The 14,559-nt window shown below is 72.8% G+C and carries 15 protein-coding genes; 7 read left to right on the top strand and 8 right to left on the bottom strand.

From position 1 onward, the window contains the following. Nucleotides 1-84 precede the first annotated feature (84 nt). Nucleotides 85-591, bottom strand: coding sequence for a hypothetical protein (locus tag KVT45_RS33730; protein WP_217553000.1), 507 nt, complete (start codon nucleotides 589-591; stop codon nucleotides 85-87). Nucleotides 592-698: 107 nt separating this feature from the next. Further along, nucleotides 699-1,637, bottom strand: coding sequence for a tRNA (adenosine(37)-N6)-dimethylallyltransferase MiaA (miaA, locus tag KVT45_RS33725; RefSeq protein WP_217552951.1), 939 nt, complete (start codon nucleotides 1,635-1,637; stop codon nucleotides 699-701). 183 nt (nucleotides 1,638-1,820) lie between these two features. On the opposite strand from miaA, the gene KVT45_RS33720 reads away from it, so the two are divergent. Both KVT45_RS33720 and KVT45_RS33715 read left to right on the top strand, forming a co-directional pair. Beyond that, nucleotides 1,821-2,105, top strand: coding sequence for a hypothetical protein (locus KVT45_RS33720; protein ID WP_254647724.1), 285 nt, complete (start codon nucleotides 1,821-1,823; stop codon nucleotides 2,103-2,105). 33 nt (nucleotides 2,106-2,138) lie between these two features. Beyond that, nucleotides 2,139-2,435, top strand: a complete 297-nt coding sequence (locus KVT45_RS33715; RefSeq protein ID WP_217552950.1) for an antitoxin — start codon at nucleotides 2,139-2,141, stop codon at nucleotides 2,433-2,435. 126 nt (nucleotides 2,436-2,561) lie between these two features. Here KVT45_RS33715 and KVT45_RS33710 read toward each other — a convergent pair whose 3' ends face one another. The 3 genes from KVT45_RS33710 to miaB are packed head-to-tail and all read right to left on the bottom strand — an operon-like array spanning nucleotide 2,562 to nucleotide 5,171. Then, the gene (locus KVT45_RS33710; protein ID WP_217552949.1) at nucleotides 2,562-3,287 is read right to left on the bottom strand and encodes a class III extradiol dioxygenase subunit B-like domain-containing protein; all 726 of its coding nucleotides are present in this window, start codon (nucleotides 3,285-3,287) and stop codon (nucleotides 2,562-2,564) included. 10 nt (nucleotides 3,288-3,297) lie between these two features. Continuing rightward, on the bottom strand, nucleotides 3,298-3,597 hold the full coding sequence (locus tag KVT45_RS33705; RefSeq protein WP_308310938.1) for a hypothetical protein: 300 nt from the start codon (nucleotides 3,595-3,597) through the stop codon (nucleotides 3,298-3,300). A gap of 38 nt (nucleotides 3,598-3,635) precedes the next feature. Next, nucleotides 3,636-5,171 carry a tRNA (N6-isopentenyl adenosine(37)-C2)-methylthiotransferase MiaB gene (gene miaB, locus KVT45_RS33700; RefSeq protein WP_217552948.1) on the bottom strand — a complete coding sequence of 512 codons (1,536 nt, stop codon included), beginning with the start codon at nucleotides 5,169-5,171 and terminating at the stop codon, nucleotides 3,636-3,638. A 228-nt stretch (nucleotides 5,172-5,399) separates the two neighbouring features. Between miaB and KVT45_RS33695 the strand changes: the two genes are divergently transcribed. Together KVT45_RS33695 and KVT45_RS33690 are read left to right on the top strand one after the other, a co-directional pair. After that, nucleotides 5,400-7,064 (top strand): hypothetical protein, encoded by a 1,665-nt coding sequence (locus KVT45_RS33695; protein WP_217552947.1) that lies wholly within the window; start codon nucleotides 5,400-5,402, stop codon nucleotides 7,062-7,064. A 165-nt stretch (nucleotides 7,065-7,229) separates the two neighbouring features. Beyond that, nucleotides 7,230-8,381 (top strand): beta-propeller fold lactonase family protein, encoded by a 1,152-nt coding sequence (locus tag KVT45_RS33690; protein ID WP_254647723.1) that lies wholly within the window; start codon nucleotides 7,230-7,232, stop codon nucleotides 8,379-8,381. A 34-nt stretch (nucleotides 8,382-8,415) separates the two neighbouring features. Here the strand turns inward: KVT45_RS33690 and KVT45_RS33685 are convergent, their stop codons facing one another. Continuing rightward, nucleotides 8,416-8,649 carry a hypothetical protein gene (locus KVT45_RS33685; RefSeq protein ID WP_217552946.1) on the bottom strand — a complete coding sequence of 78 codons (234 nt, stop codon included), beginning with the start codon at nucleotides 8,647-8,649 and terminating at the stop codon, nucleotides 8,416-8,418. Beyond that, nucleotides 8,646-9,344 carry an RNA polymerase sigma factor gene (locus KVT45_RS33680; protein WP_217552945.1) on the bottom strand — a complete coding sequence of 233 codons (699 nt, stop codon included), beginning with the start codon at nucleotides 9,342-9,344 and terminating at the stop codon, nucleotides 8,646-8,648. The genes KVT45_RS33685 and KVT45_RS33680 overlap by 4 nt, the downstream gene beginning before the upstream one ends. Before the next feature lie 216 nt (nucleotides 9,345-9,560). Here KVT45_RS33680 and KVT45_RS33675 point away from each other — a divergent pair, with 216 nt between their 5' ends. The 3 genes from KVT45_RS33675 to KVT45_RS33665 all read left to right on the top strand — a co-directional run bounded on the left by KVT45_RS33675 (nucleotide 9,561) and on the right by KVT45_RS33665 (nucleotide 14,246). Then, entirely contained in the window at nucleotides 9,561-11,258 is a 1,698-nt protein-coding gene (locus KVT45_RS33675) for an ABC transporter ATP-binding protein (protein ID WP_217552944.1), read from the top strand. Then, on the top strand, nucleotides 11,255-13,087 hold the full coding sequence (locus KVT45_RS33670) for an ABC transporter ATP-binding protein (RefSeq protein WP_217552943.1): 1,833 nt from the start codon (nucleotides 11,255-11,257) through the stop codon (nucleotides 13,085-13,087). Before KVT45_RS33675 ends, KVT45_RS33670 begins: the two co-directional genes overlap by 4 nt. A gap of 82 nt (nucleotides 13,088-13,169) precedes the next feature. Beyond that, nucleotides 13,170-14,246, top strand: a complete 1,077-nt coding sequence (locus KVT45_RS33665) for an iron-siderophore ABC transporter substrate-binding protein (RefSeq protein ID WP_217552942.1) — start codon at nucleotides 13,170-13,172, stop codon at nucleotides 14,244-14,246. A 64-nt stretch (nucleotides 14,247-14,310) separates the two neighbouring features. Here KVT45_RS33665 and KVT45_RS33660 read toward each other — a convergent pair whose 3' ends face one another. Next, the gene (locus KVT45_RS33660; protein WP_217552941.1) at nucleotides 14,311-14,514 is read right to left on the bottom strand and encodes an MbtH family protein; all 204 of its coding nucleotides are present in this window, start codon (nucleotides 14,512-14,514) and stop codon (nucleotides 14,311-14,313) included. Nucleotides 14,515-14,559: the final 45 nt, after the last annotated feature.

Raw genomic sequence — 14,559 nt, 5'->3', positions numbered from 1 at the left:
GCGGGCCGGTGGGGGTTGAGCGCGCAGTTCCCCGCGCCCCTGACGGGGCGCTCCAGTGAGGGGCGTTTTCAGCACAGCCCTGCTTCAGCGCAGGCGCGCTACTCGCCACACCGCCAGGACGGCCACGATCGCCACCAGGACCACGTAACCGATCACCACGCGCCAGTCGGGCCTGCGGCCCGCGCCCCTCGCCGGGAGGCCGGGCCAGGTGTAGCCGACCTTCCTCGCCGCCATCATTCCCCAGCCCGCCGCGCAGGAGCAGATCAGCAGACCCAGCATCGCGATCACCGCGCCGCTGTCGCCGAAGTCGAAGGCCAGCGGGAAGGCGAACATCAGGGAGCCGACCGCGGCCAGGCCCACGATGGGGGCCAGCTGCCACAGGCGCAGGCGGCGCTGCGGGCGGAGCTCCACCTCGACCTCGGGGCCGCTCGCGAACATCTCCTCCGGCTCGGGGCCGTCGGCGGTGACGCCGCCGCCCACCGTGTCGTCCGGGCCGTCGGAGCTCAGCCGGTCCTCGGCCTCCACTGCCTCACTGGCCCCGACTGCGACGTGCTCGGTGTCTCGTGCGGTGTCGCGAGGGCCGGCCTCCATCGCCACGCGCCCTCCCAACCTAGGACTCCACTTGCGAACGGAGCTCGATGATGGCACGGCGCCGGAGGCCTCGATGACCGGTGGCGCATCCCGATGCAATGACGTGATCAGGCTGTGACCGGTCGTTCGACCAACGCCAGGGCCAGCCGCGGAAGTTCCTCGCGGTCCGCTGCGGCCCCACTCAACCAGTGCACCCGGGGATCGCGCCTGAACCATGAATCCTGGCGGCGCGCGAAGCGCTTGGTGGCACGAACGGTCTCGGCGCGCGCTTCCGCTTCCGTGCACTCACCGGCGAGCGCCGCCAGCATCTGCTGGTAGCCGAGCGCGCGCGACGCCGTGCGTCCCTCGCGCAGCCCGTGCGCCTCCAGTGTGCGCACCTCGTCCACGAGCCCGGCCTCCCACATCCGGTCGACGCGCAGCGCGATGCGCTCGTCGAGCTCGGGGCGGGCCACGTCGACGCCGATCTGGACGGTGTCGTAGACCGAGTCGTGGCCGGGCAGGTTGGCGGTGAAAGGGCGCCCGGTGATCTCGATCACCTCCAGCGCGCGGACGATACGGCGGCCGTTGCTGGGCAGGATCGCGCGGCCCGCCTCGGGGTCGGCGGCGGACAGCCGGGCGTGCAGGGCACCGGAGCCGCGCAGCGCGAGCTCGTCCTCCAGGCGGGCCCTGACCTCGGGGTCGGTGCCGGGGAACTCCAGGTTGTCGACGGCGCCGCGGACGTACAGCCCGCTGCCGCCGACCAGGACCGGCCAGCGGCCCTCGGCGAGCAGGGCGTCGATGCGGGCGCGGGCGAGCCGCTGGTACTCGGCGACGGAGGCGGTGACGGTCACGTCCCAGATGTCGAGCAGGTGGTGCGGGACACCGGCGCGCTCCTCGGGCGTCAGTTTGGCGGTGCCGATGTCCATCCCCTGGTACAGCTGCATGGAGTCGGCGTTGACGACCTCCCCGCCGAGCCGTTGGGCCAGGAAGACGCCGAGGTCGGACTTTCCGGCCGCGGTGGGGCCGACGACGGCGATGACACGGGGGGCGGGGGGTGCGCTGCTCACCGCACCAGTCTCGCAAACCTCGGAGGCGGGTCTCGAACGAGTTACGTGACGGAGCGTGTCCGGCTTCGTTGCCCGTTGCGAGGTTCCCGCCACCGCCGGCGAGAGGCGGCGACCGGTCCGGCGCAATCGGACGCACCGGGGTCACGCGGGATTTCGCTCGCACGAGTAACGTATGGAGTGGATATGGGCGTTTTTGCATGGTTCCTTGGGAAGAAGCCGAAGGCGTCGGAAGAGCCGGACGCCAAGGTGCCTGCCGGTGCCGAGCCGGACGGGCCAGGACCGGAGAACGCGGCGGAGGAGGCGGTCGAGGCGGCGGCGAAGGGCTCGGGCGAGGACGACGGCCGGAGCGCGGACGCGAGCACGGAGACGGAACGCGCCGCGGTCGCCGCCGAGAGCACCGAGATCCCCAAGCAGCAGTCCGCCAAGGAGGCCGCCGACAACGAGGCCGGCGAGGGCGCCCGCACATAACGGCCCGCGAGGGAAGCCATAGGGAAGGTAACCATGGGTCTTTTGGACAATTTGAAGGCCAAGCTCGCCCCGGCCAAGGACAAGGCCTCTCATCTCGCGCAGCAGCACGAGGACAAGGTCGACAAGCTGCAGCACGGCATCGACAAGGCCGCGCGGGTCGTCGACGAGAAGACCAAGGGCAAGTACAGCGACAAGATCCAGACGGGTACGGGCAGGGCCAAGGGCGCCGTGGACCGGTTTGTGCACCCGGACGCCGTGGGCGGTACGGGTGGTCCGGCGCCCGACCCCACCACCCCGACCCGGCCGGAGGGGCCGCCGTCGGCTTCCTGAGCCGGGCGGGTCCCGGAGAGGATCGGCGGACGGCCGAGAGTCACCCGGCTCCCGGCCGTCCGCCGTTTCGGCGGGCAGCCGGAACCGGGCGCGGACAGCCGGGACCGGGCGCGGTACGGGCGGCGCTCAGGACCAGGTCGCGACCAGGTAGCAGACGCCGTACGGTGCGTCGTCGTAGAGCAGGGCCCCGGCGAGGTCCGCGTCCTCGGCCGCGCCGGCGAGGACCTGCCAGGGGGCGCGCCCGGCGGCCTTGAGCTGTGCCGCCAGGTCGGTGTCGAGGGCCTTGATCGCCGCGATGTCGGCCGCGCCGAGCGCCCGGGCGGCCTCGGCGTCGAAGGGGGCCGCCCGCTCGTCGAGATAACCCGGCGCCTTGAGGGTGCGGCAGGCACTGGCGTCGCCCATGACCAGCATCGCCACCCGCGCGGCCCGGCCGGCGATCTCCCGGCCGGCCCGGACGCACCGCTCGGCCTCCAGGAGCTCGCCGACGCCGAGCCCCTCGACGGGGGCGTCGGCCCAGCCGGTGCGCTCCAGCAGCCAGGCGGCGACGGCGAGCGAGGGCGGCAGCTCCCGCTCGCCGACCGCGTCCCGCTCACCGGCCGCGCCACTGCCCAGCCGTACGTCGACCTCGACCCCGAAGCCCCGGAAGGTGCCCGGGCTGCCCTGGGGGAACACACCCCGTCCCGGCTGTTCGGCGGGCCCCACCACCACCAGGAGGTCGGGCCGGGCGGCGGCGAGCACCCCGAGCGCGTCGGCACAGGCGGCACGCGCGGTATCCAGCTCCGGCGCGGCTCCTGCGGCGACCTCGGGAACGAGGACGGGCGGGCAGGGACAGGCGGCGGCTGCGACAAGCATGATCGGCAGCCTACTGCGGGTAAGCGGGCGCGGCACCGGTGCTCCACGCCAGTTCCGCCAGCCGGTAGAGCACGCGGTAGGTGGACATCATCCCGGCGATGTGGACGTAGTACGCGTCCCCGTCCCCCACCCGGAACACCTCACGGTGCTGCTGGCGCAGGCTCGGGCGCGGGCGGTGGGTGCAGGCGATCTCGTACAGGGTGGCGCGGGCCTGCTCCGGGGTGCTCTCGAAGCGGGTGACCTCCTCGACCCGGTATTGGTTCCCGTACCCGAACTGCATGACAACCACCCAGCGCGCCACGCTCCGCACCCCCGGCTCCTGATCGACGTGAGGAGTATGGCGGGTGCTCAGTGCGCCGCGCAGCCCCCGGTCGCCACCGGCAGCGGCTCCGGCACCCCGATCTTCGGCAGCCCCAGCAGCACACCCGCCGGCTTGGCGGCCTCGGCCGCGTTCCGCTTCTCCCAGGCGTCGCCGGCGCGGGTGCGCCGTACGCCGAGCACCGGGCCCTCGGCGAGGAGGTGGTGCGGGGCGGCGTAGGTGATCTCGACCGTGACGACGTCGCCGGGGCGGACGTCCTGGTCCGGCTTGGTGAAGTGGACCAGGCGGTTGTCGGGGGCGCGGCCGGAGAGACGGTGGGTGGCGCCGTCCTTGCGGCCCTCGCCCTCGGCGACCATCAGCTCCAGGGTGCGGCCGACCTGCTTCTTGTTCTCGTCCCAGGAGATCTCCTCCTGAAGGGCGACGAGACGCTCGTAGCGCGCCTGGACGACCTCCTTGGGGATCTGGTTCTCCATGGTCGCGGCGGGGGTGCCGGGCCGCTTGGAGTACTGGAAGGTGAAGGCCTGGGTGAAGCGGGCCTCGCGCACGGCGTGCATCGTCTGCTCGAAGTCCTCCTCGGTCTCGCCGGGGAAGCCCACGATGATGTCGGTGGTGATCGCCGCGTGCGGGATCGCGGCCCGCACCTTCTCGATGATCCCGAGGTAGCGCTCCTGCCGGTACGAGCGGCGCATCGCCTTCAGGACGGTGTCCGAGCCGGACTGCATCGGCATGTGCAGCTGCGGCATCACGTTCGGGGTCTCGGCCATGGCCGCGATCACGTCGTCGGTGAAGTCACGGGGGTGCGGGGACGTGAACCGCACCCGCTCCAGGCCCTCGATGCTCCCGCACGCCCGCAGCAGCTTGCTGAAGGCCTCGCGGTCGCCGATGTCGGAGCCGTAGGCGTTGACGTTCTGCCCGAGCAGCGTGATCTCGGAGACGCCCTCGGCGACCAGGGCCTCGATCTCGGCGAGGATGTCGCCGGTGCGGCGGTCCTTCTCCTTGCCGCGCAGGGCCGGGACGATGCAGAAGGTGCAGGTGTTGTTGCAGCCGACGGAGATGGAGACCCAGGCCGCGTAGGCGCTCTCGCGCCGGGTCGGCAGGGTGGAGGGGAAGGCCTCCAGCGACTCGGCGATCTCGACCTGGGCCTCTTCCTGGACGCGGGCGCGCTCCAGCAGGACCGGCAGCTTGCCGATGTTGTGCGTGCCGAAGACGACGTCGACCCAGGGGGCCTTCCGCACGATGGTGTCGCGGTCCTTCTGCGCCAGGCAGCCGCCGACCGCGATCTGCATCCCGGGCCGCTCCGCCTTCCTCGGCGCGAGCCGGCCGAGGTTGCCGTACAGCCGGTTGTCGGCGTTCTCCCGGACCGCGCACGTGTTGAAGACGACGACGTCGGCATCGCCGTCGGACCCCTCGGGAGCGCGCACGTACCCGGCTTCCTCCAGCAGCCCGGACAATCGCTCGGAGTCGTGGACGTTCATCTGGCACCCGTAGGTACGGACTTCATAGGTCTTGGGTGCTGATACGTCCACTACGTCCACTGCGGGGCTCCGGTCGCTGCTCCTGGTCATGCGTCAAGGGTAGGCGCTGTTCCCGGAACCCTGTCCCCACCCGTCCCGGGGCCGGGGTTCCAGGGGAAAAGCCTCTGAATCATGGTGCTGCGGCACACCCATGCACAGGCATGTCACAGCACGCCGCTAGAGTTCTCGATCACTTGACCGACCCGGGAGCGCCGGGGGGAACCTCTCGGGTCCTTGCGCTCCCGGTCGCAGTGGACCGGATTCTCTGGGGGGACCACCATGAGACGCAGCACCTTCCTGGCGGCAGCCACCGCGACCGCGCTGTCCGCCTCGCTGTTCACGGGGATCGCCCCGGCCCAGGCGGACGGGAGCACCGGCGGCCCTGTCCTGTCCGACGCCGACGGCTGGGACGAGCCGGGTCTGGTCTTCGTGACGGCACACTCCGACAGCCCGCTCACCCGCATCACGGCCCACTTCTATCCGCTGGACGCGCCGGACGGGGCAGCCGAAGCCGGATCGACCGAGGACTTCACCCAGTACACGGGGGAGGACGCCCGGTCCGGAGTCTGGCGGGCGCCGGTCCGCCTGGCGGCACTCGGCGACTACCGGGTCACCGTCGATCTGCAGGACGCCTCCGGCGCCACCGTCACCGGTGCGCTGTCGCCGCACCCCCTGCGGTACCGGACCGTCGTCACGATCTCCGATCTCACCACCACCCCGAGCGTGCCGGACTACCTCCACCAAGAGGTCTCCGTCAGCGGCACGGTCGTCGCCCGGGATCCCCGCGACCCCGGCACCCCGGCTCCCGCCGAGGGCACGCCCGTCGGCGTCTACACCGTACGCGGCCGGACGACCGCGACCGCGACCGCCGGCGCCGACGGCCGCTTCACCACCGCCTTCGTCCCCACCATGCCCTTCGACACACTGTCCGCCGTGCCCAAGGCCTCCGACAGCCACCCGGGGGCGATCGGCGTGCCGACGTACCCCCAGGACCTGCACACCGTCCAGGCACCGGTCCGCTTCTCAGCGAGCACGCACGCCCTGAACCTGAAGCAGGGCGCCACCGGAACCGTCACCGGCCGCGCGGAGATCCAGACCACCTCCGGCTGGCAGCCGCTGCCGAACACCGCGATCACCCTGATGGACTCCACGGTCCTGGCCGGCCGGACCACCACCGACAGCCGGGGCGACTACACCCTGCGCGTCTCCTCGAACAGCCCCGCCCCGAGCGCCGACCTCTTCGCAGGCACCGACGGCATGCCCTTCCAGCAGATCGCCACCGAACCCTTCAGCCTGCACGTCGCGTACACCACCCACACCGACATGAGCGCGTTCCTCAACGACGACTCGTCGCTCCAGGTCTCCGGCTACGTCTACTACGAAGACCCGCGCGCGAAGTGGCCCGCCAAGCCCACCGTCACCCTGCAGTACTCCAAGGACGGCAAGACCGGCTGGAAGAACGCCGCCACCGTGCCGCTCCCGATCCGCTACAACAAGCCCCTGTTCCAGGAGACGTTCGCCCGCACCCTCACCGCGCCGGACACCGACGCCTACTGGCGGGCCCGCTTCAACGGCAACCCCGACCTCGGCACCAGCACCACCAAGCCCGTACACCTCTACCGCTACGCCACCCGCGTCACCGGCTTCCACGCCTCCCCCGACCCGGTACGCAAGGGGCAGCCGATCAGTTTCGGCGGCACCCTCCAGTACAAGAAGGGCTCCACCTGGAAGCCGCTGTACGGCGGCTCCCCCACCCTCTACTTCAAGCCCCGCGGCTCCAGCACCTACCACTACGTCTGTGAGCTGGACTCCGACAAGCACGGCCACCTCGTCGGCATGGTGAGCGCCGAGCGGGACGGCACCTACGCCCTCGCCGTCAGCCGCGAGACCGGTGACCACTACCTGAGAAGCGCCAGGGTCACCGACTACGTCGACGTGCGCTGAACCGCCGTCCTGCTGTCCCGGTGCCGAGTTCTTACGGAGATCTTTCGTGCGGGCCGGGTGCGGAAAGGACGGCGGTGCCGGCGACGCGGATCTGGTGTGAGGCCGAAACAGGTCTCGCATCAGTGCCGGCGGCCGATGCCGCCGCGTCGACAGGAGCACAGGAACATGACGATGGCCATGAAGACGATGCGCATGAAGTCGAAGGCCGCCGCCGCGGTCGCCGTGATGATGGCCGCCGGGGCGTCTCTCGCGCTGGGCACCGGATCCGCCTCGGCGTACCCGGGCGCCACCCCCGGGGCCGTGTTCGTCCAGACCGACGGGGTGACGGGCAACGCCGTGGTGGCCTACAGCCGTACCGCGGACGGCACGCTGCACCGCGGCGGCGTGTACCGGACCGGCGGGCTGGGCGGCGTCCTCGACGGCTCGGCGGTCGACCACCTCGCCTCGCAGGGGTCGCTGACGTACGACAGGGCGCAGGGTCTGCTGTACGCCGTGAACGCCGGCAGCGACACGGTCACGGTGTTCTCGGTCCGGGGCGACGAGCTGATCCGTCGTCAGATCATCTCGTCCGGAGGCGACTTCCCGGTCGGCGTGGCCGTCCACGGTGACCTGGTGTACGTGCTCAACGCACTCGGCGGCGGCTCCGTACAGGGCTTCCGGAGCGTGCACGGCTCGCTGGTGAAGGTGCCCTCCTGGCACCGCTCCCTCGGCCTGGACCCGGCCGCCACGCCCCAGTTCACGCACACCCCCGGGCAGCTCGCCTTCACCCCGGACGGCCGCGCGCTGGTGGTGACCACGAAGGCCGGCGCCAACACCATAGACGTGTTCCCGGTGCACCGGTCCGGCATCGCGGACCGGCCCGTGGTCACCGCCACCCCCGGCGCGGTCCCCTTCGGGTTCACCTTCGACGCCCGGGGGCGGCTGGTGGTGACCGAGGCGGGCACCAACTCGGTGGCCACCTTCCGGATCGGCGCCGACCTGCGGCTGACGAAGGTCTCGGAGGTGGCGACCGGTCAGGCGGCGACCTGCTGGATCGTCCGGGACGGCGCGCACGTCTACGCCTCCAACGCGGGCAGCGGCACGCTGTCCGGCCTGCGGGTCGGCGCGGACGGTTCGCTCACGGCGGTCGGCACCACCGCGACCGGTGCCGGCACGGTGGACGCCGACGTCTCCTCGGACGGCCGCTTCCTGTACGTGCAGACCGGCAAGGAGGGCGGCGTCGACGAGTTCCGCGTGAACGGCGACGGCTCACTGACCCGGGTGGGTTCGGTCGTCGTCCCCGACGCCGTCGGCGGCGAGGGCATCGCCGCCTCCTGACGGCAGGCCGCTCGCCGGCGTGCCGGGGCCGGGTTCAGGTCTCCAGCACGGCGGCGAGCAGCCCGTGGTAGTCCTCGTCGCAGGGGCCGCAGGAGAGCAGGTGCGCCGAGACGCCCGGCCAGTGGAGCTCGGGATCGTCTCCCGCGGCCTTGAGCTCCACGTACACATGGAGCACGCGCAGCGCCTCGTCACAGCCCACGTCCCTCGGGTCCGTGGTCAGGAACCGCTCCAGCGACGCCCGCGCGGAGAGCCGGTCCGCCTCAGTCATGACCGCCTCCCGGGGATCACGTCCAGATAGCCCTGCGCCACGAGATGGTCGCGCAGCCTGCGCCGGGCGTCGAACATCGTCTTGTAGACGGCGTTCCGGCTGGTCCCGAGTTCCAGGACCAGCGTGTCCAGCGGTACTGCGTCGAGGACCAGCGACACGAAGACCTGGCGCTGATGGCGCGTCAGCACCTGGTCCGCCGCCGCGCGCACGGCGGCGGCCAGGGCGCGCGCCTCGGACGAGTCCGCGGGGTCGGCGCCGAGCCGGTCGGGCAGCCGGTCCCAGTCCTCGCCGTCGAGTTCCACCCGCCGGGTGCGCCAGAAGTGGCGGCCGATCTTCGCCGAGACCTCGAGGACGACGAACCGGTAGGCCCAGGTGGTGAATCGGCTCTCCCCGCGGAAGTCGCCGACCTTCCTGGTGATGGCGAGGAGAGCGTCCGCGGCGGCCTGGTGGGCGAGATCGTCGACCTCGGGGCCGTCGAAGCCGTACCGGGAACGCCGCCTGGCCAGTTCGCGTCTGGCGATCCGCAGGAGCTCGCCGTGCAGCCGGGTGCAGGTCTGCTCGTAGTCGGCCCCGGCCGACGACAGGCCCCCCACCCACGAGGCCGAGACCGGGTCGAACGCGTGCGCCGCGTCGGCGGGCGCCGCGGCCGTCTCCCGCGCCGGCTCGCCCTGCTCATGTCTGGTCACCGACCCCATGCGCCCCATCGTAAGCGTGCCGCGAGTTCCCCGAAGTCCCCTGCCGGGCCGCGGTCACCGCTGTCGGACGCGGGGCGGGGCGGGTGGTCCGCGGAGACTCCGGCGGGTGGCTCGCGGGGGCGGTGACGGCAAGGCGCGGTGGGGATACGGGGATTGACGCCACCACATTTACTTAGAGTAGCCTTGCCTAAGTTGACCGCTTCCGGAGGGTGGCCGGTGGGATCAGGGGAACTGTCGGGGCGGGACGTCCTGGCGAGCTCGGTCAAAGGACAGGGGCGGCGAGTCGCTCTCGGCGCGGCGCTCGGCTGTGTGCACCAGCTCGGGGAGGCCCTGGTCCCCGTACTCATCGGTGTCGTCGTCGACCAGGCCGTGGCCGGGCGGGATGCCGGGCGTCTGGTGCTGTGGCTGGCCGTGCTGGCCGTCCTGTACGTGTGCCTGTCGTGGAGTTTCCGGCTGGGCGCGCGGGCCGGGGAGCGCGGGGCCGAGGAGGCCGCCCACGAGCTCCGGCTGGCGGTCGTGGGCCGGGTGCTCGACCCGCGGGGCGGGGCCGAGGCGGACCGGCTCTCCGGTGAGCTGGCCAATGTCGCCACCGAGGACGCCAAGCGCGTCGGGGCGGTCAACATGGCGCTGATGAGCGGGATCTGGGCGGTCGCCGGCATCGCGGTGAGCGCCGTGGCGCTGCTGCTGACGTCCGTGCCGCTCGGTCTGATCGTGCTGCTGGGCACTCCCGTGCTGCTGTGGCTCGGGCATCTGCTCAGCAAGCCCCTGGAGCGGCGCAGCGAGGCCGAGCAGGACCGGGCCGCCGGCGCCGCCGGGGTCGCGGCCGATCTGGTCGCCGGGCTAAGGGTGTTGAAGGGGCTCGGCGCGCAGCGGGCCGCGGTCGAGCGCTACCGCCGTACCAGCCAGGTCTCCCTCGCGGCCACCCTGCGCGCGGCGCGGGCCGAGTCGTGGCAGACCGGGCTGGTGCTGGCCCTCACCGGCGGGTTCATCGCGCTGATCGCCTGGGTGGGCGGCCGGCTCGCGCTCGACGGGTCGCTCACGCTCGGGCAGTTGGTCTCCGCCGTCGGCCTGGCGCTGTTCCTCCTTGGACCGTTGGAGACGTTCGCCTGGGTCAACGCCGAACTGGCGCAGGGCCGTGCCTCCGCCGCCCGGATCGCCGAGGTGCTCTCCGCGGGGCCCGCCGTCACAGGCGGGGACGAGCCGGTTCCTGACGCGGTGCGCGGGGAGTTGCGGCTGCGCGGGGTACGGCTCGGCGGCCTCGACGGTGTGGACCTCGACCTGCCCGCCGGGCGGCTGACCGGGATCGCGGTGACGGATCCGGCCTGCGCCGAGGCCCTGTTGAGCTGCCTGGGCCGGGAGGCCGACCCGGAAGCGGGCTCGGTCGAGCTGGACGGCGTGCCGCTGACCCGGCTGGACCCGGCCCGGCTGCGGGCCGCGGTGCTGGTCGCCGCGCACGACGCCGCGCTGTTCGAGGGCTCCCTCGCCGACAACGTGGTCCCCGCGGACGCGGCCGACGACGCACTGACGGCACGTGCCCTGGCCGCCGCCGACGCCGACGAGGTGGTCCGCTCGCTGCCGCACGGCGCGGCCACCGGGGTGGGCGAGGGCGGGCGTTCCCTGTCCGGCGGGCAGCGGCAGCGGGTTCTGCTGGCGCGGGCCCTGCGGGCCGGACCCCCCGTCCTGGTCGTGCACGATCCGACGACCGCCGTGGACGCGGTCACCGAGGCCCGGATCGCCGAGGGGCTCAGGGAGTTCAGGCAGGGCCGTACGACGGTCGTGGTGACCAACAGCCCGGCGCTGCTCTCCGTCGCCGACCGGGTGGTGCTGCTGGACGGCGGCCGGGTCGGCGCCGAGGGCACCCACGCGGAACTCGCCCGGACCCATGAGACCTACCGGACGGCGGTACTGGCATGACGGACGTCAGCGCAGGGCCGGACAGCACCGCGGGGCCCGACGGCGCCGAGCGCGACCTGCTGCCCACGGCCACGCCCGCCCGCACCCGCGCGGCCGTACGCGAACTCCTGCGCCCCGACCGGAAACTGGCGGCCGCCGGATTCGGCACCCTGATGGCCGCCACGGCCGTCGGACTGCTCACCCAGCCGCTGCTCGGGCACATCGTGGACGTGGTCACCGAGCACCGCTCCCCCGACGCGCTCACCTGGCCCGTCCTCGCGCTCGCCGGGGTCGCCGTGGTGCAGGGCCTCACCACCGCACTGGGCATGACCCTGGTGTCCCGGCTCGGCGAGACCGCGCTCGCCCGGCTGCGCGAACTGTTCGTGGAACGCGCCCTGTCGCTGCCCCTGGAGCGACTGGAGCGGGCGGGCTCCGGCGACCTCAACGCCCGGGTCACCCGGGACGTCTCCCGAGTCGCCGACGCGGTCCGCACCGCCCTGCCCGAACTCGCCCGCTCCGCGCTGTCGATCGTGCTGACCCTGGCCGCCCTCGCCCTGCTGGACTGGCGGTTCCTGCTGGCCGCGCTGCTCGCGGTGCCCGTGCAGGCGCACACCGCCCGCTGGTACGTGCGCAACGCCGTGCCCCTGTACGCGAAGGAGCGGATCGCCACCGGGTCCCAGCAGCAGCAGTTGCTGGACACCATCGGCGGGGCGCGGACGGTACGGGCGTACCGGCTGCAGGACGACCACACCCGCCGGGTCACCGAGCGCTCGCGGGCGGCGGTGGAGCTGACGATGCGCGGGGTGCGGCTGGTGCTGCGCTTCTACAGCCGGCTGCACATCGCCGAGTACGTGGGCCTCGCCGCCGTGCTGGTCACCGGGTTCCTGCTGGTCCGGTCCGGCTCCGCGTCGGTCGGTACGGCGACGGCCGCCGCGCTCTACTTCCACAGCCTCTTCGGGCCGGTCAACACCGCTCTGGTGCTCCTTGACGACGCCCAGTCGGCGACGGCGGGACTGGCCCGGCTGGTCGGGGTCGTCGACGAGCCGGCGCCCGCGGCCGACGAGCGCACGGACGGTCGTACGGCCGGTGTGGCGGGCGATCCGGCCGTGACGCTGACCGGGGTCTCGCACGCGTACCTGCCCGGCCGTCCGGTGCTGCACGGCGTCGACCTGGAGGTGCGGCCCAAGGAGCGGGTCGCGCTGGTCGGCACCACGGGCGCGGGCAAGACGACCCTGGCGCGGCTGGTGGCGGGACTGCACCGCCCGGAGGCCGGGCGGGTGGACGTCGGCGGCGCCGAACCGGACGGCTCCGGCCGCCTGGTGGGGCTCGTCACCCAGGAGGTGCACGTCTTCGCCGGGCCACTCGCCGACGACCTGCGCCTGGCCCGCCCGGACGCGGGCGACGAGGAGCTGCGGGACGCGCTGGCCACGGTGGGCGCCCTCGGCTGGGCCGAGGCGCTGCCGGAGGCGCTGGACACGGTCGTCGGCGACGGCGGGCACCGGCTCACCGCCGACCAGGCCCAGCAACTCGCCCTGGCCCGCCTGCTGCTGGCCGATCCGCCGGTCGTCGTGCTCGACGAGGCGACCGCCGAGGCGGGCAGCTCCGGTGCCCGGCTGCTCGACGAGGCCGCCGAGCAGGCGCTGCGGGGCCGTACCGCGCTGGTCGTGGCGCACCGCCTCAGCCAGGCCGCCGCGGCCGACCGGGTGGTGGTGCTGAGCGACGGCCGGGTGGTGGAGGAGGGCACCCACGGCGAACTCCTCGCCGCCCGGGGCCGGTACGCCGCCCTGTGGCAGGCCTGGTCGGACCATCGCTCCCCCGACGAACCCGCCACCGCCGACGCCCCCCGCTGAACCACCCCCCGATCCAAGCCGCCCCCCGCCGGCCCCAGCGCCGAGAACAGCCGAGAACGGCCAAGAACAGAAGGATCAGCCGATGCCCCGCGCCTCCAGAGTGTCCAGGCTCACCGGCCTGCTCGCCTCCGTACTCCTGCTCACGGCGACGGCGGTCGCCTGCGGCACCACCGACTCCGACGACGTCTCCGGCTCGTCCGCGGCCGCGAAGGAGGGCTCGTCCGCGTCCGCCGACGCGTTCCCCGTGACGATCGCCCACAAGTTCGGCAGTACGACCATCAAGTCCGAACCCAAGCGGATCGTGACCGTCGGCCTCACCGACCAGGACGCCGTCCTGGCCCTCGGCAAGGTCCCGGTCGGCACGACCGAGTGGCTGGGCGGCTACAAGGGCGCGATCGGCCCGTGGGCCCAGGACAAGCTGGGCAGCGCCGCCGCGCCGACCGTCCTCAAGGACACCGGCACCGGCCCGCAGGTGGAGAAGATCGCCGCGCTCAGGCCGGATCTGATCCTCGCCGTGTACGGGGGGCTGACCAAGGCGCAGTACGAGAGCCTGTCGAAGTTCGCGCCGGTGGTGGCCCAGCCGAAGGAGTACAACGACTACGGCGTGCCGTGGCAGCAGCAGACCGAGGAGATCGGGCAGGCGCTCGGCAAGGCGGACGAGGCCAAGACGCTGGTCTCGGGCGTCGAGGCCAAGTTCGCGGCGGCCAAGAAGGCCGACCCCGCGTTCGCCAAGGCAACGGCGGTCATGGCGACCCCGTACCAGGGCGTGTTCGTCTACGGCAGCCAGGACCCGCGCTCCCGGCTCCTGTCCGACCTCGGCTTCGCGCTGCCCAAGGACCTCGACAAGGTGATCGGGGACCAGTTCGGCGCCCAGATCAGCAAGGAGCGCTACGACCTGCTCGACCAGGACGTGGCCGTGTGGATCGCGCCGGACACCACCACGTCGGTCACCAAGCTGCACAGTGACCCGGTCTACGGCGATCTGAACGTGGTGAAGCAGGGCCGTGAGGTCTACATCAAGGAGACCAGCGACTACGGCAACGCGGTGTCCCTGTCGACTGTGCTGAGCATCCCCTACGTCCTGGACCGCCTGGTGCCGCAGCTGGCGGCGGCGGTGGACGGCAAGACGTCGACGAAGGTGGCACAGCCGGCGTCGTGAGTGTAAGAGGAAAAAAAGGGGGGTGGTCCGGTTCCAGACCGGACCACCCCCCTTTCGTGTGTCGTCAGGAGCCGTCGACCAGGCTCTTGGGCCGCATGTCCGTCCAGTGCGCCTCGATGTGGTCCAGGCACTCCTGCCGGGCCGCCGGGCCGTGCACGACCGTCCAGCCGGCCGGTACGTCCACGAAGTCGGGCCACAGGCTGTACTGGCCCTCGTCGTTGACGAGGACGGAGTAGACGCCGTCGGGGTTCTCGAACGGGTTGCTCATGTCAGCGGGTCCTTGCCTTTCGGTCTGTTCGGTGGGGCGGTCGGT

Origin of the sequence: Streptomyces sp. GbtcB6 (assembly GCF_019091475.1) — a bacterium.
In the GTDB taxonomy this organism is placed as follows: Bacteria; Actinomycetota; Actinomycetes; order Streptomycetales; family Streptomycetaceae; genus Streptomyces; species Streptomyces hyaluromycini.
Note: the sequence above shows the minus strand (reverse complement) of the source record. Positions and strands in the feature narration are given on the sequence as shown.